The following is a 20,151-nucleotide window of genomic DNA, read 5'->3' as shown; positions in this document are numbered from 1 at the left end:
CCACGTCCCCACCACCGCCGCCGAGGCGGTCCGCCCGCAAGGAGCCGCGTGATGAGCGAGCTGATCACCCCGGACCTGGTCGACACCGGCCTCACCGCCGACACCAAGCAGGCGGCGGCGCGCTCCCTGGCGGAGCGCATGGTCGCCGCCGGACGCGTCACCGACCTCGACGGCTTCCTCGCCGACGTCGCCGCGCGCGAGGCGCAGATGCCCACCGGCCTCGACGGCGGCATCGGCATCCCGCACTGCCGCAGCGCCCATGTCACCGAGCCGACGCTCGCCTTCGGCCGCAGCCCCCACGGCATCGACTTCGGCGCCCCCGACGGCCCCGCCGACCTGATCTTCCTCATCGCGGCCCCCTCCGGCGCGGACGACGCCCACCTGACGATCCTGTCCTCCCTCGCCCGCCGCCTGATGGACCCCGCCTTCACCACGGCCCTCCGCGCCACCGACGACCCCGCCACCGCCGCCGCCTTCATCCGCGGCGACACCCCGGCGACCCCCACCGCCCAACCGCCCGCGCCCGCCTCGGCCGCCGCCCCGCACCGGGCCGGCACCGGGCCCGAGGCCCCGGTCGCGCAGCCCGGCCCCGAGGATCGGCGAGGCGAAGCGCGGAGCGCGGGCATGCAGACGGCCGCGGAGCCGGCCGCCTCAGCGGGCCCCGGTACCAGCCTCCCGGGACCTGACACACACCCGACGGCAGAGCTCACCCCGGATCCTGCGCGAAACGCGACCGCCCGGGGCGTCGGCACGCACGCCTCCGAGCACCCCGCCCCCTCGGCCGGCCCGGCCGCGGCGGGCACCGGGCCCGAGGCCCCGGTCGCGCAGCCCGGCCCCGCCGCCATCCCCGGTGGGCCCGACGCCGGGGCGCGGGGGTTCAGGATCGTGGCCGTGACCTCGTGTCCCACCGGGATCGCGCACACGTACATGGCCGCGGAGGCGCTCCGGAGGGCGGGGGAGGCCGAAGGCGTCGAGGTCGTGGTCGAGACGCAGGGGGCGGCCGGGTTCACCCGGCTCGACGCCGGGGTCGTGGCGGCGGCCGACGGGGTGATCCTCGCGCATGACGTGGAGGTCAGGGAACGGGCCCGGTTCGCCGGGAAGCCGACCGTCGACGTCGGCGTCAAGGCCGCGATCAGCCGGCCCGCCGCGCTCATCGCGGAGGTGCGCGCCAAGGCGGCGGCCGGTGCCGCCACCGCCCCCTCGGCGGCGAGGACGGCGGCGACGGCTCCGGGCGCCGAGCCCGAGGGCGGGGAGCACTTCGGCACCCGGCTGCGCAAATGGCTGATGACCGGGGTCAGTTACATGGTCCCGTTCGTCGCCGCGGGCGGCCTCCTCATCGCGCTGGCGTTCGCCGTCGGCGGCTACGAGATCGCCGACGCCCCCTCGGTCGCCGAGCACTTCCTGTGGACCGAGTCCGCGAGCTGGGCCGCGCTGATGTTCCAGATCGGCGGCGCCGCCTTCGCGTTCCTCGTCCCGGTGCTCGCCGGGTACATCGCCTACGGGATGGCCGACCGGCCGGGGCTCGTCCCCGGCTTCGTCGGCGGCGCCGTCGCCCTCACCATCGAGGCCGGGTTCCTCGGCGGGCTCGCCGCCGGTCTGATCGCCGGTGCCGTGGTGATGGCGATCCAGCGGGTCCGGGTGCCGGACGTGCTGCGGGGCATCATGCCGGTCGTGGTGATCCCGCTGATCTCCGCGGCGGTCGTCGGGTTCCTGATGTTCGTCGTCGTCGGCAAGCCGATCGCCTCGTTCCAGCGCGCCATGACCGACTGGCTGAGCGGTCTGTCCGGCGGCAACGCCGTCCTCCTCGGGGCGCTGCTGGGCCTGATGATGTGCTTCGACCTCGGCGGCCCCGTGAACAAGGTGGCGTACGCCTTCGCCGTGGGCGGGCTCGCCGCTCCCACGGACGGCAGCCTCAAGGTCATGGCGGCCGTGATGGCGGCGGGCATGGTCCCGCCGCTGGGGATGGCGCTGGCGACGACCGTGCGCGGCCGTCTGTTCAGCAAGGCGGAACGGGAGAACGGCAAGGCGGCCTGGGTGCTGGGGGCCTCGTTCATCAGCGAGGGCGCCATCCCGTTCGCCGCCGCCGACCCGCTGCGGGTGATCCCGGCGGCCATGGCGGGCGGCGCCGTCACGGGGGCGCTGTCGATGGCGTTCGAGGCCACGCTGCGCGCGCCGCACGGCGGGGTCTTCGTGGTGCCGCTGATCGGCAGCCCGTGGCTGTACCTGCTGGCCGTCGCGGCCGGCACCGTGGTCACCGCCGCGCTGGTCGTCCTACTCAAGAGCCTGCGCCGGCCGGCGGCGGAGGGCTCCGCGTCCCCGGCGGCCGAGCAGCCCGCGGTCCCGGTCGCCGCCTGACCGTCGCCCGCCCCCGGCTCCCCCAGCGCCCCGCCCGCGCTCCGTCCCCGGCCCTCCGCCCGGGACGGAGCGCTCGGCATCGGGGCGCGCCGCGTTCCGGAGCCGGAACATCCGGATCACCTGCACGGTGTTTGAGCGCCGCCTCAACGGTCACGCGAGGAAGGAGCGCCCCCCGAGGGCGGCCTGACAAGAAGACGCCAACTGCCAAGGGAGTGAAGCCATATGACCGACTGGCGCATCGAATCCGCCTGCCGTGACGTCGACCCGGAACTGTTCTTCCCCGTGGGCGGCAGCGGCCCCGCGCTGCTCCAGATCAAGGCGGCCAAGGAGATCTGCGCCGCGTGCCCCGTCCGCGAGCAGTGCCTGGACTGGGCCGTGCGGGAGCACCAGGACTTCGGCGTCTGGGGCGGGATGGACGAGAACGAGCGCCGTGCGCTCCGCCGCCGTGAGGCCCGGCGGGCGAAGGCCGCCGCGCAGGAGGCCCGTTGAGACGCCCGGGCCGTGACCGGACGGCCGGTGACACACGGGAACGGCCGCCCCGGACCGATGTCCGGAGGCGGCCGCCCGGTCACCCCGCGGTCGGTTCCGGATGCTCCCCGGGGTGCCCGAGATCGCGGTTCGCCAGCGGTGTCGGCGACAGCGAGGTGCTCTCCTCACCCGGCTCCAGCAGGGTGTCCGCGGGGCCGACGATGAGCGGGTCGGGCCGGCCCACCACCTCGGGGTCCTTGCTCGTGTAGTCCAGGCGCCACAGCAGGCTGCGCATCGCCTCCAGACGCCCGCGCTTCTTGTCGTTGTTCTTCACGACCGTCCACGGCGCGTACGGTGTGTCGGTCGCCCGGAACATGTCCACCTTGGCCCGGGTGTAGGCGTCCCACAGATCCAGCGACGCGAGGTCCGTCGGCGACAGCTTCCACTGCCGGACGGGGTCGACCTGGCGGATCGCGAACCGGGTGCGCTGTTCCGAGCGGGACACCGAGAACCAGTACTTCACCAGCACGATCCCGTCGTCGGTCAGCAGCTCCTCGAACAGGGGCGCCTGGCGCAGGAACGTCCGGTACTGCTGCTCCGTGCAGAAGCCCATCACCCGTTCCACACCGGCCCGGTTGTACCAGGACCGGTCGAAGAAGACGATCTCGCCGGCCGACGGCAGGTGCCCCACGTACCGCTGGAAGTACCACTGGCCGGCCTCCCGGTCGGTCGGCTTCTCCAGCGCCACCACCCGCGCGCCACGGGGGTTGAGCCGCTCGGTGAACCGCTGGATCGTGCCGCCCTTGCCCGCCGCGTCACGTCCCTCGCACACCACGACGAGCCGCTGCCCGGTGTCCTTCACCCACTTCTGCATCTTCAGCAGCTCGATCTGGAGCAGCCGTTTCTCCGCCTCGTACTCCCGGCGCTTGAGCTTGCGGTCGTAGGGGTAGTTCTCGCGCCAGGAACGGATCGGCCGGCCCCGTTCGTCCAGCAGCACGGGGCGCCCGTGCTGTCCGCTGTCGACCGTCAGCCCGTCGAGCAGTTCGTTGTCGTCCGCGAGCGGTTCACCGGCGTCGCCTAGGAGTTCGTTGTCTTCGTCCGTCACGACGTCATCTCTACCTCACCCGCGTCCACGGCGGGCCGTGCCGCCGGACGCGTTCAGAACGGCGGCTCGGCGGAGCCCGTGATCAGCAGCACCCCGGTGCCGAAGAAGCGGCGGTTCACCACGAAGGGCGCCACCCGCCCGTCCGGCATCACCAGGCGCCGGTCCTCGGCCTCCATCACCTTCCAGGCGGCGCCCTCGCCGCCCGTCACGTCGATGCTGCCGTTCCAGTCCGTCAGGCCGTCGGCGATGTCCACCGCCCGCTCGGCCGCGGTCTCCTCCGCGCTGTCCTCCGCCCAGGAGTGCAGCTCCGCCGCCGCCGGGTAGTCCACACCGTCGGCGGTCACCGTCACATCGCCCTGGAAGTCGGCCATGCCTCCAGTGTGCGCTCCCGGGCCGCGCCGCGCGGCCCGCGGCCCCGCGGGGCGGCTCAGCAGGGCAGCTCAGGAGGGCAGGGGGATCTCGGCCCAGATCGTCTTGCCCTCGCGGGTGTACCGGGTGCCCCAGGAGGAGGCGAGCTGGGAGACGATGAACAGCCCCCGGCCGCCCTCGTCGACCGTCTGCGCGTGCCGCAGATGCGGGGCGCTGCGGCTGGTGTCGTGGACCTCGCAGGTCAGCGAAGCGGTGCGGATCAGCCGCAGGGTCACCGGAGCCGTCCCGTAACGCACCGCGTTCGTCACCAGCTCGCTCACCACCAGCTCCACCGTCTGGACGGTGTCCTCCGGCAGCCGCCAGGCCGTGAGCCGCTCCCGGGCCAGCGCACGCGCGGCCGCCGGGTCCCGCAGGTCGTGGGCCAGTTCCCAGGTCGCCTGGTGCTCGGAGGCGAACGAGCCGGTCCGGGCGAGGAGCACGACCGCGCCGTCGAGTTCGGGTGCCGGGAAGTTGTAGACCAGCGCGTCGCACACGTCGCGCAGCGGCCGGTCCGGTGCGGCGAGCACCTCGCCCACCGGCCGGGTGCCCGTCTTGTCGAGCAGGCCCCGGCTCCCGCTGTACAGCACCAGCAGGGAACCGGGCTCCAGCTCGGTGGACAGGGTGCCGAACGGCGCGCGGTCGGCCGAGGCCAGTGGCGGGCCCTCGGGCACGTACAGCGCGTCCACCTGCCCGTCCGGGGTCACCACCACCGGCACGGGGTGTCCGGAACGGGCCATGGTGCAGCGGCGGCTGAAGGGGTCGTAGACCGCGTAGAGGCAGGCCGCCTCCAGCGGTTCGGACGGCTCGTCGCCCCGCGGCCGGGCGTTGCGCTCGCGGTCCAGGACCCGCGCGGTGTCGTTCAGCCGCGCCATCAGCTCGTCCGGTTCGAGGTCGAGCGCGGAGAGCGTCTGCACGGCCGTGCGGAGCTGCCCCATCACCGCCGCCGTCTGGATCCCGTGGCCCTTCACCTCGCCGACGACCAGCGCGGTCCGCGCCCCGGAGAGCGGGATGGTGTCGAACCAGCAGCCGCTGTTGCGTCCCGGCAGGTAGGCGTGCACGGCCTCCACGGAGACCAAGGCGCGGGACTCCGCGTCCGGCGGGAGGAGCCGCCGCTGCACGGTGGAGGCGATCGTGTGCTCCCGCTGGTAACGGCGCGCGTTGTCGATGGAGACCGCCGTGTGGGCGGCGAGCGTCGTCGCGAAGCCGACGTCCTCCTGCGTGTAGGCGGGACTCCCGCCCCGCCGGTACAGGCTGAGCAGCCCGAGGACGGTCCCGCGCAGCGTCAGCGGGAGGACGATCAGCGAGTGGGAGCCGTACTCCGCGATGGACCGGGCGCGCGAGGGGTCACCGGCCAGCCACTCGCTGTCGGGGCCGACCTCCAGCAGCCGGGGGCGCAGGTCGGACAGCGCCAGGCTGTACGGCGAGGGGTGCGGCATGCCGCGCACGTCCCCGACGGGGTGCGCCGGCCCCCCGTCGGGCGGTCCGGCGAACGCGGTCCGCCGCAGCGGGGTGTCCCGCCCGAGCGGGCCCTCGGGGGCCTGTGCGCCCCGCAGCACCTCGTCGACGATCTCGACCACCGCGATGTCGGCGAAGCCGGGCACCACCGCGTGCACCAGGTCCTCGCAGGTCGCGGCGAGGTCCAGCGACTGGCCCACCCGCTCCCGCACGGCGTCCAGCGATGCCGCGCGCTCCCGGGCGCACTCCCGCTCGGTGACGTCGGCGACGAGGACGGCGATCCGCTCGGCCCGCGCCGGGCGGGTGGCCGCGTCGCCGAGCGGGTGGAAGGAGAGCGAGTAGATGCGCGTCCCGTCGTGATCCGGTGCGAGGGCGCGGCGGCCCCGCAGGTTGCGCCTGACCCGGACCTGCCCGCGGACGACCTCCGCCAGCAGCCGTTCCATGTCCGCGGGCCCGTCGCCGAGGGGGTAGACGTCGGAGAAGCGCCGGCCGACCGGCGACTGCGCCTCCTCGCCCGCGTCCCCGTCGCCGCCGTTGCGGGACGCGGCGGCGCGGACGATCCGCAGGTCGTCGTCGAGCGCGTACAGCCGGACACCGCTCCCGTTGGACAGGGCGTCCAGCAGCACGGAGTCGAGGGGGTCCACGGTCACTTCTCCACCGCCCTCCGGCGCACGGGTCGCGTACAGCGGGATCGGTGGCCCAACCTAGTGCCGCCGTCCGTCCCCCGCCTGTCGGGAGCTCCCGGGCCGGGCGCCGTCACGGTGTGCGGCGGACGGCGAGCAGGGCCACGTCGTCGATGCGCCCCGGGTCGTCCCGCAGTGTCAGGAAGTCCGTCAGGGCGGTCAGGTCGATGTCTCCGGCGCCCCGGCTCCAGTCCAGGATGCCGTCCATCATCCTGCGCACGCTGACGTCGATGTCGGCGTCCCTGCGCTCGACGAGGCCGTCGGTGAAGAGCAGCAGGGTGTCCAGGGGGCCGAGCGCGGAGACGGTCGTCGGATAGCGGGCCGAGGGGTCCACCCCCAGCGGCGGGCCGCCGGCCAGCTCCACCTCGGTGATGGTCTCCGGCCGCACCCGCAGCGGCTGCGGATGGCCGGCCCGGGCCCCGCGCAGCACGCCGTCGACCGGGCTGAGCACGAGATAGGCGCAGGTGGCGAACCGGTCCGTGTCGAGGTCGCACAGCACCCGGTTGACCTTGCCGAGCAGCGCGCCGGGCGCCAGGCCCGACTCGGCGCACGCGCGCAGCGCCACCCGGAGCTGCCCCATCACCGCCGAGGCGTGGGCGTCGTGCCCCTGGACATCCCCGATCACCAGGGCGGCCGTGCCGTCGTCCAGCGGGAGGACGTCGTACCAGTCGCCGCCGATGCGCATGCCGCGGGTGCCGGGCAGATAGCGGGACTGCGCGCTGAGACTCGGCAGCACGGGCAGCCGGCGGGGCAGCATCGCCTGCTGGAGGTCGGTGGCGCGCTGGTGCTGCGTGTCGAAGAGCCGCGCGCGCTCCAGGGTCTGGGTGAGGATCACGGCCACGGCCGTGAAGAAGGTGCGCTCCGCGGCGTCGAACAGCCGCGGTCCGGCGAACGAGATCAGGCAGGCCCCGGTGGCGTGGTCGGCGGACCCCAGCGAGAGCACCACCCACGAGCGCGAGGGCAGCTCGCCGACGAGCGCGAGACCGGGCACCCCGTGCTCGGCGTGCCGGGTCAGGTCCTCGATGAACAGCGGCTCCTCCCGGGTCGCCGCGAACGCCATCACGTCCAGCGCGGGCACCCGCAGATGCTCCAGGGCGGGGGCGATCCGGCTCTCGCCGACGATCTCCAGATGGCCGCTCTCCATGATGCCGAGCAGCAGGTTCTCCGCCCCGAGCGCGGGCCGCGCCACATCCGTCATCACCCGCGTGACGTCCTCGACCGTGACCGCCTTGGACAGCGCCCGGGTCAGTGTGAAGAGCAGGGAGTTGCGGGAGGACGGGTCGGCCTCGGCGCCGGGGCCGCGGCCGGCCGCGGGGAGGTCGGCGCCGGCCTCGTAGACCACCCCGAGCGCCCGTGCCGGGCGGCCCTGCTCGTCGAGGACGACCCGGCCGCACTCGGTGACGTGGTGCACGCTGCCGTCGGGGTGGACGACCCGGTACTGGAGGCGGTAGCGGCCGGGATCGCCCGTGACGCCCGCCCCCGGGGGTGTGAGCGCGGCCTCGGTGACCTGGGCGATCGCGGCCTGGAGCACGGGGACGTCCTCGGGGTGCAGCAGGGCGAAGAACGTGTCGCCCCGGCCGTCGAAGACCTTCGGGTCCACTCCGTAGACGGCGCAGGTGCGCTCGTCCCAGAAGACGTTGTCCGCCGAGAAGTCCCAGGCGAAGATGCCCGCCGCGGCGGCGTCCATCGCGGCGGTGAGCGGTCCCGTCCGGGCCTGGTTCCACAGCCCGAGGGCGCAGCTCTCGGCCAGCAGGGCGAGGCCCTCGAAGACGGCCCCGGCGTAGGGGTCCTCGCCCTCCTCCAGACCGGCGGCGAGCGCCCCGCACCGCTGGCCCTCGACGGTCAGCGGCAGCACCAGGGCCGGCCCGCGGGCGGTGTCCACCAGCCGCGGGCCCCCCGTCCGCACGACCTCGCGGGCCGCCGCGTCGAGGGGGTCGTCGCCGGGCGGGGCCGGGGGAAAGGGCTCCAGGGCCGGCCCGCGCCCCACCCAGAGACGGGTGCGCCCGGCGGGCAGGCCGCCGTCGGCGGTCAGCGCGCCGAGCATCTCCAGCGGGTCCCGGGCACGCAGGACGCGTGCGGCCCGGCGCATGAGGTCCGAAGGGTCCGCCATGTGCGTGCCCTGCCCTTTCCGACACCGGATGCCAAATCACAGACGGTGCGAATTCTACATAAGGGGCATTTCACCGCAGTGTGGCCGGAGGGGCGGGCCGGGCCGTCCGCAGGTCCGCGCCGAGGCCCGCCGCCCCGCCCCGTGAGGCCCCCGGTGCGCGGGCCCCACGGGGGCGGCCGCCTCAGGCCGCCGGCGCCGGGGTGTCCGCTTCGAGCTCCCAGGCGTGGCGCTTGAACTCCTTGAGGAAGTCCGGGTGGTCCTCCCAGTTGCGGGCCACACCGCGCAGCACGTCCCAGTTGTGCTCCAGCGCCTGGTCGACGACGGCACGGGTGGCCGGGTCCGCGTCGTCGCGGCCGGCCGCGATCCCCCGGACCGCCGCCGCGGCGCGCACGGTGTTGAGGAGGGCGCGCAGGGCACGCGAGGTGTCGTCCATCCCGAAGCCGTGGTCGCTGCCGGTCTCCGCGTCGAACAGCGGCCGCAGCCGTGCCTCGACGAACGCGCTGATGCGCTCGAAGTGCTGGATGTCCATGGTGCCGACCCGCCTTCCGTCGCGGCGCCCCGTGCGCCCGACCCGTGTGCGATCCGGTCCCGGTGCCCCGGAACCCGGTGCGCGTCGCGCCGGGCGACCCGCATGGGCCATGATGCTGCACGGCGCCCCGGTGATCATCGACGGGGCTCGTGAGCAGCAGGAGGAACCATGGACATCCGTGTCGGCGACAATCCGGAACTGTCGCGCTTCGAGATCTTCGCGGACGAGGAGCAGGCGGGCTTCGCCGAGTACCACCGGTACGAGAACGAGATCGCCTTCATCCACACCGAGATCGACCCGCGCTTCGAGGGGCGCGGACTCGCCGGCCGGCTCGCCCGGGAGGCCCTCGACACGGCCCGCGCGCAGGAGCTCACCGTGCTGCCCTACTGCCCGTTCTTCCGCGGCTGGATCGGCAAGCACCCCGAGTACGCGGACCTGGTGCCCGTGGCCCAGCACGCGCGTTTCGGACTGACGGCCGCTCAGGCCTGACGCGGGCCGCCGGCGGCGGCGGGGGCCCGGTCCGCCCGTACGCCCACCCGCAGCGGCGCCCGGAAGGAGAGCAGCCCCAGCATCGGCGCGCCGCCCTCCAGGGACACGGCCGGCAGGACGCGGGCGGCCGCGCGCAGCGCGACCGCGGCCTCGGTGCGCGCCAGGGAGGCGCCGGGGCAGCGGTGGCGGCCCGCGCCGAACGCCAGGTGGTGACGGACCTCGGGCCGGTGCGGGCACATGCGTCCGGGCTCCGGGAAGACCGCCGGGTCCGATCCGCTGCCCATCAGCATCAGCAGCAGGTGCGCGCCGCCGGGCACCGTGGTGCCGCCGACCGCGGCCGGGCGGGCGGCGATCCGGCGCCAGGTGGTCACCGGCGGCTCCCGCCGCAGCACCTCCTCCACCCAGCCCTCGGCGAGTCCGTCCTCGTGCGCCAGGCGCGGCCACAGCCCCGGTTCGGCCAGCGCCCGGCGCAGCACGGTGGAGATGAGCTGGCCGGTGGTGGACTGCCCGGCGACGAAGACGAAGAAGCAGGCGGCGACGACCGTGGCGGTGTCCACGGGCTCCCCGTCGGGGCCCCGGTGCCGGGTGAGCGCCCCGATGAACGAATCCGGCGCCGCGCGCCGGGCGTCGTGCACCGCCGAGGTGAGCCAGCGGTGGAACGCCCCGGCGTGGGCGGCGAGTTCGAGCTGTCGCTCGGGGGAGGGGCGGCCCCAGAAGAGTTCCAGCGAGGCGTCGCTCCAGCGGATCAGGGTGGCCGGGTCGACGCCCGTGATGCCCAGCAGCTCCATCAGGACCCGGCAGGGCAGCACCTGGGCGAAGCCGGTGAACAGCTCGGACCGGCCCGTCTCCCGCAGGTCGCCGGCGGCGGCCGCCAGCAGTTCGCCGGCGACGCGTCCGATCACGGGCACCGCGGCCGCGACCCGCTGCGCGTTGAAGAAGCGCGTCACCACCCGGCGCAGCCCGGGGTGGCTGTCCGTGCCGTTGTTCGCCAGCGCCGGCGGCAGGCCGAAACCGGCCCGGGCGAGGACCCGCAGCGTGGCCGTGGGCAGGCGGGTCACGGCCTGCTGGGCGTTGTCCGGGCGGAAGGCGCCGGTGTCGAGGAGCACCTGCCGGATGTCGGCGTGCCGGCTGACCAGCCACAGCCCGGTGCCGCGGTCGAGGTGCACGGGCGCGTCGGCGCGCAGGGTGTCCAGCCACGGGTGGGGGTCGCCCACGAAGTCGTCGCCGAACAGGTCGAGCGTGCCGAGCGCGTCACGGAGGTCTGGCATACCTGGTCCGGGGAGGGGGTGAGGAGGGGACACGGGCCGCCCCGTCCGGTCCCCGGCCGGCGGCGGAATCCGCGCGCAGACGCTAACACGCCACCCACCCGCCCGATGCGGGGGCGCCTCACGGCGCCGGGGCCTTCGGAGAACCGGACCGCGGTCGCCACCCGGCGGGATGACCGGTCCCGAGGTCCCGCCCCCGCGGTCGCCACCCGGCGGGATGACCGGCCCCGCGGTCCCGCCCCGCGGGGTCCGGGGCCGGCGTCGTGTCACCGGGCGCGGCCGCTGAGGCCGGTGACACGACGCCGGCCGTCCAGCGGGGTCACCCGTCCCGCCTGCCCGCGCCCCCGGCCCAGGGGCCCCGCCGCGCGGGGCGCCCGGGCCGGTGTCACGTCACCCTTCGGGGCGCAGCCCCCCGCTCGTCAGGCGGACTCGCGGCGGACCAGTTCGGTCGGGAGGATGACGGCCGCCGGGTCCTCGCCGCCGATCCGGGCCAGCAGCATGCGCACCATCTCCTTGCTGATCCGGTCGAACGGCTGGCGGATCGTGGTGAGCCGGGGCACCGCGGACAGCGCGGCCGGCGAGTCGTCGAACCCGCCCACCGCCACGTCCCCGGGCACCGAGCGCCCGGCGCGCCCGAGCGCGTCCAGCACACCGTCCGCCATCAGGTCGGAGGCGACGAACACCGCGTCGATGTCCGGGGCGCGCTCCAGCAGTTGCTCCGCCGCCCGGCCGCCGCTCGCCCGGCTGTAGTCGCCGGTCGCGATCAGCTCCTCGTCGACGGGCAGCCCGCACTCGGCGAGCGTCTCGCGGTAGCCGGCGAGGCGTTCCACACCGCCGGGCGTGTCCGGCGGCCCGGACACGGTGGCGATCCGGCGGCGCCCCGACTCGTACAGGAAACGGACCATCTGCCGCGCCCCGTCCCGGTCGTCGGCGGCGACGTAGCTGATCCGCGCCTGCTGCCCGATCGGCTTGCCGCAGGCGACCACCGGGATGCCCGCCGCGTCCAGTTCGCCCGCCACCGGATCGCCGGAGTGGCTGGAGACCAGCAGCACCCCGTCGACGTGCCCGGCCTGGATGTAGCGCAGGTTGCGCCGCCGTTCGTCCTCGTTGCCCGCGATCATCAGCAGCAGCGGGATGTCCTGCGAGGCGAGCTCCTGGGTGCAGGAACGCAGCAGCACATTGAAGTTCGGGTCCTCGAAGAACCGCTCCTGCGGCTCGGTGAGCAGGAAGGCCACCGAGTCGGACCGTCCGGTGATCAGCGAGCGGGCGTGCCGGTTGACCACGTAGCCGGTCCGGCGGATCGCGTTGTTCACGGCCGTCTGCGCCGCGGGACTGACGTAGTGCCCTCCGTTGAGGACACGGGAGACGGTGCCGCGCGACACCCCGGCCTCGCGTGCCACGTCGTGGATGGTGACCGGCCGGCGCCTGCCCTCTGGGCCGCGGTTCATGGTGCTTCCCCTCGTTCCCCGGAGCTCATGACTTTACGGCCCCCGACAGCAGGTCGAGGCTCCAGAACCGCTGGACGACCAGGAAGAGGGCGATGAGCGGGACGATCGCGAGCAGGGCGCCGGTGATCACCAGCGTGTAGAGGGCCGGAGTGTTGCTGCCCTGCGCGAGCAGGGTGAACAGGCCGACGGTCATGGGGAACTTTCCGTCGTCGCTCAGCATGATGTAGGGGAGCAGGAAGTTGTTCCAGATCGCCACGAACTGGAAGAGGAAGATCGTCACCAGGCCCGGCGACATCATCGGGACGCCGATCCGCAGGAAGATCCGCCACTCGCCCGCGCCGTCCATCCGCGCGGCCTCGACCAGTTCGGACGGCACGGCGGCCTGGGCGTAGACCCGCCCGAGGTAGACGCCGTACGGGGAGAGGATCAGCGGCAGCAGCACCGAGAGGTACGAGTCCGTCAGATCGGCCTTCGCCATCAGCAGGTACTGGGGGATCGCGAGGATGACCGGAGGCATCAGCACGCCCGCGAGGAGCACGTTGAAGATCACCTCACGGCCGCGGAAGCGGTACAGCGCCAGCGCGTAGCCGGAGACGGCCGACACCGTCGTGGACAGCACGGCCCCGAGGCCCGCGTAGAGCCCGGAGTTGGCCATCCACTGCCAGTAGATGCCGTCGCGGTAGGAACCGAGGTCGGACAGGTTGTCCGCCAGACCGCTGCCGGGCAGGAAGGTGAACGTGGAGAACAGCTCGCTGCCGGACTTGGTCGCGGCCACCAGCACCCAGGCCACCGGCAGCAGGCAGTAGACGGCTCCCAGCAGGAGGGCCGCGGTGGGCAGCAGGGCGGTCCGCCGTGCCCGTGGCGGCCCCTGCGGGGTGCCGGGGGTGGTGCCGGCGGCCGGCGCGGCCTTGCGGCGGCCGGCGACGGGAGTGGTCGTGCTCATCGGGTTCCTCGGTGCTTGGCGCGGGAGTTGGCGAACCGCAGCAGGGCGAAGGAGAGCGCGAAGGTGGCGAGGGCGAGCACCACGGCCGTCGCGGACGCCGCGTACACGTTCCCGGCCACGAAGGCGTCGTTGTACACCTTCATCAGCGGGCTCCAGGTGGTGGAGATGCCGTTCGTCAGCGGCTTGAGCGTGGTCGGCTCGCTGAACACCTGCAGGGTGGCGATGACGGAGAAGAAGAAGGTGAGCACCAGCGAGGGCACCACCATCGGGATCTTGATCCGCAGCGCGATCTGCAGCGGGCTCGCGCCGTCCAGCCGCGCCGCCTCGTACACCTCGGCCGGGATGGACCGCAGCGACGTGTAGATGACGATCATGTTGAAGCCGGTGCCGCCCCAGACGGCGATGTTGGCCAGGGACCCGAACAGCGCCCCGCCGTCCATCAGGTCCGGGCCGGGCAGCCCCGCCCGGTCGAGCAGATAGTGGAACGGGCTGACGTCCGGCAGGTACAGGAAGCCCCAGAGCAGGGCGGCGACCACACCCGGGATCGCGTACGGCAGGAAGATCGCGAGCCGGGAGAAGGACCGCGCCCGCACCCGCTCGGTGTCCAGGAGCAGGGCGAACAGCAGGGCCAGCCCGAGCATCACGGGCACCACGATCGCGCCGTAGCCGAGCACCCGCAGGGCGCCGTGCCCGAGCTCGGAGTCGGTGAGGGCCGCGGTGTAGTTCGACAGCCCGGCCCAGACCTCGCGCCGGGCGCCCCGGCCGAGGCCGAGCCCCTGGACGTCGATCCGGTGGAGGCTCAGCCACAGCGCGTAGCCGATGGGCAGGGCGAAGAACAGCAGGAAGAGCACGGCGGCCGGGAGCAGGAAGCCGTACGGGGCGCTGCGCACCCCGTTCGGCACCCGGCGCGCGCGGGGTGTGCGCGGTGCGGTCACGGGGCGGCCTCGAAGCCCTGCTTCTTCAGGTCCGCGACGGTGGCGGCCTGCATGGTGGACAGCGCGTCGCCGAAGCCGGACTTCGCCTTCGCGGCCTTGCCGAACGCGTCCTTGAAGGTGGCGTACGCGACGTTCACGTTCGGGCCCCAGTAGGCGGGCGCGGCGGTCTCCGCTATCTCCGCCGCCTTCGCGTAGAAGTCGGCCTGGCCGGCGAAGAACTCGTGGGACGAGGCGAGGGCGCCGCTGGTCTGGGCGGCGGTGGCCGCCGGGTAGATGCCGCCCTCCTTCACCAGCGCGGCCAGCGCCTCGGGGTCGGTGTTCAGCCAGGTGGCGAACTTCGCGGCGGCCGCCTTGTGCTTCGAGTCCGTGGTGACCGCGGTGGTGGAGCCGCCCCAGCTCCCGGTGGTGTTCGTGCCCTCGTCCCACTGGGGGAGGGGCGCCATCCGCCACTTGTCCTTGGTGTCCGGGGCCGCGGTGGTCAGCGTGCCCGGCGCCCACACGGCGCTCACCCAGGCGATCTGCTCACCCGTGTTGAGCGCCTTGTTCCAGGCCGGGGTGTACATGGGCTGGTTGTCGATCGCGCCCTCCTCGACCAGACCGCCCCAGAAGTCGGCGACCTTGCGGGTGGCCGCGTCGTCGATGCCGACCTTCCAGGCGTCGCCCTCGACCGTCCACCACCGGGCGCCCGCCTGCTGCGCGAGGCCCGCGAAGAGCCCCGAGTCGTTGGCGGAGAAGGTGGTCAGCGACTTCTCCGGTGCCTTCTTCTTCAGCGCGCGGGCCGTCTCGGCGAACTCGTCCCAGGTCACCGGGACGTCGAGCCCGTACTCCTCGAAGAGGTCGGCGCGGTAGTAGAACATCATCGGCCCGGAGTCCTGCGGCACCGCGTAGACGGCGTCCGTGCCGAGGGTCGTCTGCTGCCAGACGCCGGGGGCGAACTGCTTCTCGATGCCGCCGACCTCGCCGGAGATGTCGGCGAGGGCGTCGTTGCTGACCAGCGTGGGCAGCGCCTGGTACTCGGCCTGCACCAGGTCGGGGGCCTTCTTGGCCTTGGAGGCCGTGATGATCTTGGTGACCAGGTCGTCGCCCGACGCCTGCTTCTGCACCGTGACCTTGATCTCCGGGTGCTTGTCGTTCCACAGGTCCGCCACCTTGTCCATGCCGGGCGCCCAGGCCCAGTAGGTGAGGGAGACCGGGCCCGAGTCCGCCTGGGCGTCGCCCTCGGACGAGCCGCAGGCGGTGAGGGCGGACGCGCCGAGAACGACGGCCGTGGCGGTGGCCGCGAGGCGGCGGTGCAGCGTGTGGGACATGGATGGTCTCCCTGACCGAAGGGCGTCCCGCGAGAGGCGCGGGGCCGGTTCTGCATCTGTGAGCGTTCACAGTAGAGAAACGTCCTGGACACTTGTCAATGGTTGTTCCTGTGCGCTTATGTTGCGTCATCGCATCGATGCACGTGTGTGCACGTTCCCAGAAAGTCTCAGTCCGCTGAGGCGTTCACGCTGTCGACCCAGGAGAGAGACACATGCCGGAGACCACTGACCGGGGCGCCCGCCGGCTCGCGTTCGGCGGGGACTACAACCCCGAGCAATGGCCCCAGAGCGTCTGGGAGGAGGACGTCCGGCTGATGCGCGAGGCCGGCGTCACCATGGTCAGCGTCGGGATCTTCTCCTGGGCGCTGCTCGAACCGGAGCCCGGCGCTTACGACTTCGGCTGGCTCGACCGGATCCTGGACCTGCTCCACGAGAACGGCATCCGGGCCGACCTCGGCACCCCCACCGTCTCGCCGCCCGCCTGGTTCTACCGCGCCCACCCCGAGGCGCTCCCCGTGACCCGCGAGGGCGTCCGCTACTCCTTCGGCTCACGCGCCGCGATCTGCCACAGCAGTCCCGCCTACCGCGAGGCCGCCGCACGGATCACCACCGAGCTCGCCCGCCGCTACGCCGGCCATCCCGCCCTCGCGATGTGGCACGTCCACAACGAGTACGGCGTCCCCGTCAGCGCCTGCTACTGCGACGGCTGCGCGGCGCACTTCCGCCGCTGGCTCGGCGACCGCTACGGCACGGCCGACGCCGTCAACGAGGCGTGGGGGACCGCCTTCTGGGGGCTGCGCTACGGCTCGCTCGACGAGATCGACCCGCCCCGCCTCACCCCGACCGTGGGCAACCCCGCGCAGCAGCTCGACTACCGGCGCTTCGCCGACGACACCCTGCGCGAGAACTTCCGCGCCGAGCGGGACATCCTCCACCGCCTCGCCCCCGGCGTCCCCGTCACCACCAACTTCATGACCGCGCTCAGCCAGTGCGACACGGTCGACTACTGGGCCTGGGGACGCGAGGTCGACGTCGTCACCAACGACCACTATCTGATCACCGACGGCCGCCGCACCCACGTCAACCTCGCGATGGCCGCCGACCTCACCCGCTCGGTCGCGGGCGGCGCCCCCTGGCTGCTGATGGAGCACTCCACCAGCGGTGTGAGCTGGCAGCCCCGCAACCCGGCCAAGCGCCCGGGGGAGATGGCCCGCAACTCCCTCGCCCATGTGGCGCGCGGCTCCGAGGGCGCCATGTTCTTCCAGTGGCGCCAGTCCCGGAAGGGCGCCGAGAAGTTCCACTCGGCGATGCTGCCGCACGCCGGGACGGACTCCCGGGTGTGGAGGGAGGTCGTCGAACTGGGAGCGGGTATCGCCTCGCTCGCCGCCGTCCACGGCACCAGGACCGTCGCCGACGCTGCGATGGTCTGGGACTGGCAGTCCTGGTGGGCCCAGCGGCTGGAGTGGCGGCCCAGCGAGGACCACGACGCACGCGAGCGCGCCGACAGCTTCTACGAGACCCTCTACGACCGGCACCTCACCGTCGACTTCGCCCACCCCGAGGCCGACCTCGCCCGCTACCCCCTCGTCGTCGTCCCCGCCCTGTACCTGGCCTCCGAGGAGACCGGCCGGAACCTGCGCGCCTACGCCGAGGGCGGCGGCACCCTGGTCGTCTCCTACTTCTCCGGCATCGTCGACCGGAACGACGCCGTCCACCCCGGCGCGTACCCCGGGGTGCTGCGCGACGTGCTGGGGCTGACCGTCGAGGAGTGGTCGCCGCTCGGGGAGGGCGAGAGCGTGCGGATCACCGGCCCCGGCGGCACGGCCCTGACCGGCGACGTCTGGAGCGAGTTCGTCGTCCCGCGCGGCGCCGAGACGGTGTGGACCTACGCCGACGGCCCGGCCGGGGGACACCCGGCCGTCACCCGCCACCGCATCGGCGACGGCACCGCCTGGTACGTCTCCACCCGCCTCGGCGCCCCCGCCCTCGACACCGTCCTGGACGCCGCCTTCGAGGACGCCGGCCTCGCCCCGCGCGGCGAGCTGCCCCGCGACGTCGAGGTGGTCCGCCGCGAAGGCGAGAGCGGCGCCTATCTGTTCGCCGTCAACCACACCGGCCACGACGCCAAGGTGCCGCTGGACGCCCCCGGTACCGAACTGCTCACCGGGGAGCGCGCCGGCGGACACCTCGCCGTCCCGGCGGGCGGCGTCCGCGTCGTCCACCTCGACGCCTGAAAGCCCGGCCCCGCGCCGGCCGCCCTCCGGGGCGGGCCGGCGCGGGGAAGGACCCTCCCGCACCGCCCCCGGTGTCCGCCCCCCTCGCATCACCGCCCGGGGCGGCAACCGGGCCCCGCCCAGGGCCCGGCCGGCGGGCCCCACCCCCGGGACATCGCTCCCGGGCCACCGCCTCCCGGAGCGGCCGCCGAGCTGCCGGCCGCCCCGGGTCACCGCACCACCCGCCATCCGTCCTTCTTCCGTCACCGTCGAAGGGACCGACGATGCACGCAGCCCTCTTCCGTATCCCCACAGCCCGCGGACTGCTGCGGGCGGCCGCGCTGACCGCGCTCGCCGCCCTCCTCACCGCGGCGCTGCCCGCCCCGGGCGCCCGAGCCGCCGCCACCCTCACCAACACCGGCTTCGAATCCGGCACCACCGGCTGGTCCACCTGGTCCGCCACCGGCCAGGACGCCGCCTCGTACGCCGAAGCGGGCGGCCGGAGCGGCGGCAGCCGCCTCACCCACTGGTCGGCGTCCGCCTACCGGGTCGAGACCTACCAGTACCTGTCCGGCCTCGCCGACGGCACCTACACCCTCACCGCCTGGGTCCGCTCCAGCGGCGGCCAGAACACCGCCCACCTGGCCCTGCGCAACTGCGGCTCCGTCGAGCAGCGCACCGATCTGCCCGTCACCTCCGACGGGCGGTGGATACGCCTGGTCACCTCCGTGGCCGTGCGGGGCGGCGGCTGCACGGTGAGCATCGAATCCGACGCGCGGGCCGGCGACTGGATCAACGTCGACGACCTCTCCTTCACCCCGGGCGCCACCGGACTGTCCGTCCGCGGCGTCGACGTCTCCTCGCTCGGCAAGAGCGAGGACCTCGGCGGCGTCTACCGCGGGACCACCGGCACCGCCGGGGACGCCCTCGGGCTGCTGCGGTCGGCGGGCGCGGACTACGGGCGCCTCAAGGTCTGGGTGGATCCGGCCGACGGCTACAACGACAAGCGGCACGTGCTGGAGACGGCCGAACGGCTCAAGGCCCGCGGCATGAAGCTGCTGGTCGACTTCCACTACTCCGACATCTGGGCCGACCCCGGCGCCCAGACCAAGCCGTCGGCGTGGTCGGCCCACACCTACGAGCAGCTCAGGGCCGACGTGTACGCGCACACCCACGACGTCCTGAACGCGCTGAAGGCCCAGGGCACCACGGCCGACATGGTGCAGATCGGCAACGAGATCAACACCGGCCTGCTCTGGCCCGAAGGGTCCACCGACGACTGGGACCGCACCGCCGGCCTGCTCCGCTCCGGGGCCGACGCCGCCCGCGCCGTCTCCCCGTCCACCAGGATCGCCCTCCACCTGGCCCACGGCGGCGACAACGCCCTCTACCGCTGGTGGTTCGACAACGCCACCGCCCGGGGCGTCCCCTTCGACGTCATCGCCGTCTCCTTCTACGGCTACTGGCACGGCTCGCTGTCCGCCCTCCAGGCCAACCTCGACGACATCTCCGGACGCTACGGCAAGCAGGTGATGGTCGCCGAGACCGCCTATCCGTTCCGCCTGGACAGCAAGGACGACCACGAGAACATCATCGACCTCCCCGGCGAACTGGTCACCGGCTACCCGGCGACCCCGGCCGGCCAGGCCCGGTGGCTGCGCGACGTCATGAACGTCGTCGAGGCCGTGCCCGGCCGGCGCGGCCTGGGCGTCTTCTACTGGGAGCCCACCTGGACGGCCGTCCAGGGCAACGGCTGGGACCCGGCCGACCCCGCGTCCGGCAACGGCTGGGAGAACCAGGCGCTCTTCGACTACACCGACCGCCTCCTCCCGGCCGCGGCCTGGCTGCGCCACCGCTGAGGCGGGGGCGCGGGCGGGGACCGGTGGGCTGACGGTGCGTCACGTCGGCTGATGAGCGGCGGACATGGGATGAATCGATTCATGATCTTCGCCGCGAGCGTGCGGCGCCCGGACCCGGCCGGGCGCCCGCCGGTGGTCCATCGGGCCCGGGTGCGCCGATCCGCCTGCGGCGCGATGACGGTCGGCGGCGGGGACGCGCCCGCCACCGGCCGGGCGGGTGCGGCGGCGGTTTGCGCCGGGGGTGCTGCTTCCCCCGGGCGGGCGCGGCGCCCGTCTGCGCCGGGGTGCTGCTTCACCCGGCGGGCGCGGCATCGGCTTGGGCCGGGGGTGCCACTTTCCTTGGCGGGAGCGGCGCCGGTCTGCGCCGGGGTGCTGCTTCACCCGGCGGGCTTGGCATCGGCGTGGGCCGGGGGTGCTGCTTCACCCGGGCGGGCGCGGCATCGGCGTGGGCCGGGGGTGCCACTTTCCTTGGCGGGCGCGGCATCGGTCTGCCCCGGGGGTGCCACTTCCCCTGGCGGGCGCGGCACCCGGGAGATGCGGGGCGGCCTGCCGGGAGGCCCGCGGCGGTACTCCGTCCCG

15 protein-coding genes are annotated in these 20,151 nt (G+C 74.1%); 5 read left to right on the top strand and 10 right to left on the bottom strand.

The annotated features are described in order from the left end of the window. Positions 1-51 precede the first annotated feature (51 nt). Both JE024_RS01565 and JE024_RS01560 read left to right on the top strand, forming a co-directional pair. On the top strand, positions 52-2,355 hold the full coding sequence (locus JE024_RS01565) for a PTS fructose transporter subunit IIABC (RefSeq protein ID WP_205371827.1): 2,304 nt from the start codon (positions 52-54) through the stop codon (positions 2,353-2,355). Between the two features lie 222 nt (positions 2,356-2,577). Then, positions 2,578-2,844: a WhiB family transcriptional regulator gene (locus JE024_RS01560; RefSeq protein WP_205371826.1), complete on the top strand. Its 267-nt coding sequence runs from the start codon at positions 2,578-2,580 to the stop codon at positions 2,842-2,844. Positions 2,845-2,923: 79 nt separating this feature from the next. On the opposite strand, the gene ppk2 is transcribed toward JE024_RS01560, so the two are convergent. The 5 genes from ppk2 to JE024_RS01535 all read right to left on the bottom strand — a co-directional run bounded on the left by ppk2 (position 2,924) and on the right by JE024_RS01535 (position 9,113). After that, positions 2,924-3,928, bottom strand: coding sequence for a polyphosphate kinase 2 (ppk2, locus tag JE024_RS01555; RefSeq protein WP_205371825.1), 1,005 nt, complete (start codon positions 3,926-3,928; stop codon positions 2,924-2,926). A 53-nt stretch (positions 3,929-3,981) separates the two neighbouring features. Beyond that, a complete protein-coding gene (locus JE024_RS01550; protein WP_205371824.1) occupies positions 3,982-4,299 on the bottom strand; it encodes a hypothetical protein in 318 nt (105 codons plus the stop codon). Between the two features lie 69 nt (positions 4,300-4,368). Then, positions 4,369-6,435 carry a SpoIIE family protein phosphatase gene (locus tag JE024_RS01545; protein ID WP_244882500.1) on the bottom strand — a complete coding sequence of 689 codons (2,067 nt, stop codon included), beginning with the start codon at positions 6,433-6,435 and terminating at the stop codon, positions 4,369-4,371. A gap of 112 nt (positions 6,436-6,547) precedes the next feature. Continuing rightward, positions 6,548-8,584: a SpoIIE family protein phosphatase gene (locus JE024_RS01540; RefSeq protein WP_205371822.1), complete on the bottom strand. Its 2,037-nt coding sequence runs from the start codon at positions 8,582-8,584 to the stop codon at positions 6,548-6,550. A gap of 181 nt (positions 8,585-8,765) precedes the next feature. Further along, positions 8,766-9,113: a hypothetical protein gene (locus JE024_RS01535; RefSeq protein ID WP_205371821.1), complete on the bottom strand. Its 348-nt coding sequence runs from the start codon at positions 9,111-9,113 to the stop codon at positions 8,766-8,768. 168 nt (positions 9,114-9,281) lie between these two features. On the opposite strand from JE024_RS01535, the gene JE024_RS01530 reads away from it, so the two are divergent. Then, on the top strand, positions 9,282-9,602 hold the full coding sequence (locus tag JE024_RS01530) for a GNAT family N-acetyltransferase (RefSeq protein ID WP_205371820.1): 321 nt from the start codon (positions 9,282-9,284) through the stop codon (positions 9,600-9,602). Here JE024_RS01530 and JE024_RS01525 read toward each other — a convergent pair. The 5 genes from JE024_RS01525 to JE024_RS01505 form a co-directional block, all read right to left on the bottom strand. Next, positions 9,593-10,870 carry a cytochrome P450 gene (locus tag JE024_RS01525; protein ID WP_205371819.1) on the bottom strand — a complete coding sequence of 426 codons (1,278 nt, stop codon included), beginning with the start codon at positions 10,868-10,870 and terminating at the stop codon, positions 9,593-9,595. The genes JE024_RS01530 and JE024_RS01525 overlap by 10 nt on opposite strands. 416 nt (positions 10,871-11,286) lie before the next feature. Continuing rightward, the gene (locus JE024_RS01520; RefSeq protein WP_205371818.1) at positions 11,287-12,315 is read right to left on the bottom strand and encodes a LacI family DNA-binding transcriptional regulator; all 1,029 of its coding nucleotides are present in this window, start codon (positions 12,313-12,315) and stop codon (positions 11,287-11,289) included. A gap of 25 nt (positions 12,316-12,340) precedes the next feature. After that, a complete protein-coding gene (locus tag JE024_RS01515; protein WP_205371817.1) occupies positions 12,341-13,258 on the bottom strand; it encodes a carbohydrate ABC transporter permease in 918 nt (305 codons plus the stop codon). Next, entirely contained in the window at positions 13,255-14,193 is a 939-nt protein-coding gene (locus tag JE024_RS01510) for a carbohydrate ABC transporter permease (RefSeq protein ID WP_205371816.1), read from the bottom strand. The genes JE024_RS01515 and JE024_RS01510 overlap by 4 nt, the downstream gene beginning before the upstream one ends. Continuing rightward, complete coding sequence (locus JE024_RS01505) at positions 14,190-15,500, bottom strand: ABC transporter substrate-binding protein (protein ID WP_205371815.1); 1,311 nt, start codon at positions 15,498-15,500, stop codon at positions 14,190-14,192. The genes JE024_RS01510 and JE024_RS01505 overlap by 4 nt, the downstream gene beginning before the upstream one ends. Positions 15,501-15,712: 212 nt before the next feature. On the opposite strand from JE024_RS01505, the gene JE024_RS01500 reads away from it, so the two are divergent. Both JE024_RS01500 and JE024_RS01495 read left to right on the top strand, forming a co-directional pair. Beyond that, entirely contained in the window at positions 15,713-17,734 is a 2,022-nt protein-coding gene (locus tag JE024_RS01500; protein ID WP_205371814.1) for a beta-galactosidase, read from the top strand. 263 nt (positions 17,735-17,997) lie between these two features. Beyond that, positions 17,998-19,572, top strand: coding sequence for a glycoside hydrolase family 53 protein (locus tag JE024_RS01495; protein WP_205371813.1), 1,575 nt, complete (start codon positions 17,998-18,000; stop codon positions 19,570-19,572). Positions 19,573-20,151: the final 579 nt, after the last annotated feature.

It is taken from the genome of Streptomyces zhihengii (assembly GCF_016919245.1).
Classification (GTDB): domain Bacteria; phylum Actinomycetota; class Actinomycetes; order Streptomycetales; family Streptomycetaceae; genus Streptomyces; species Streptomyces zhihengii.
The sequence above is the reverse complement of the archived record's forward strand: the minus strand, read 5'-3'. Positions and strand labels throughout refer to the sequence as shown.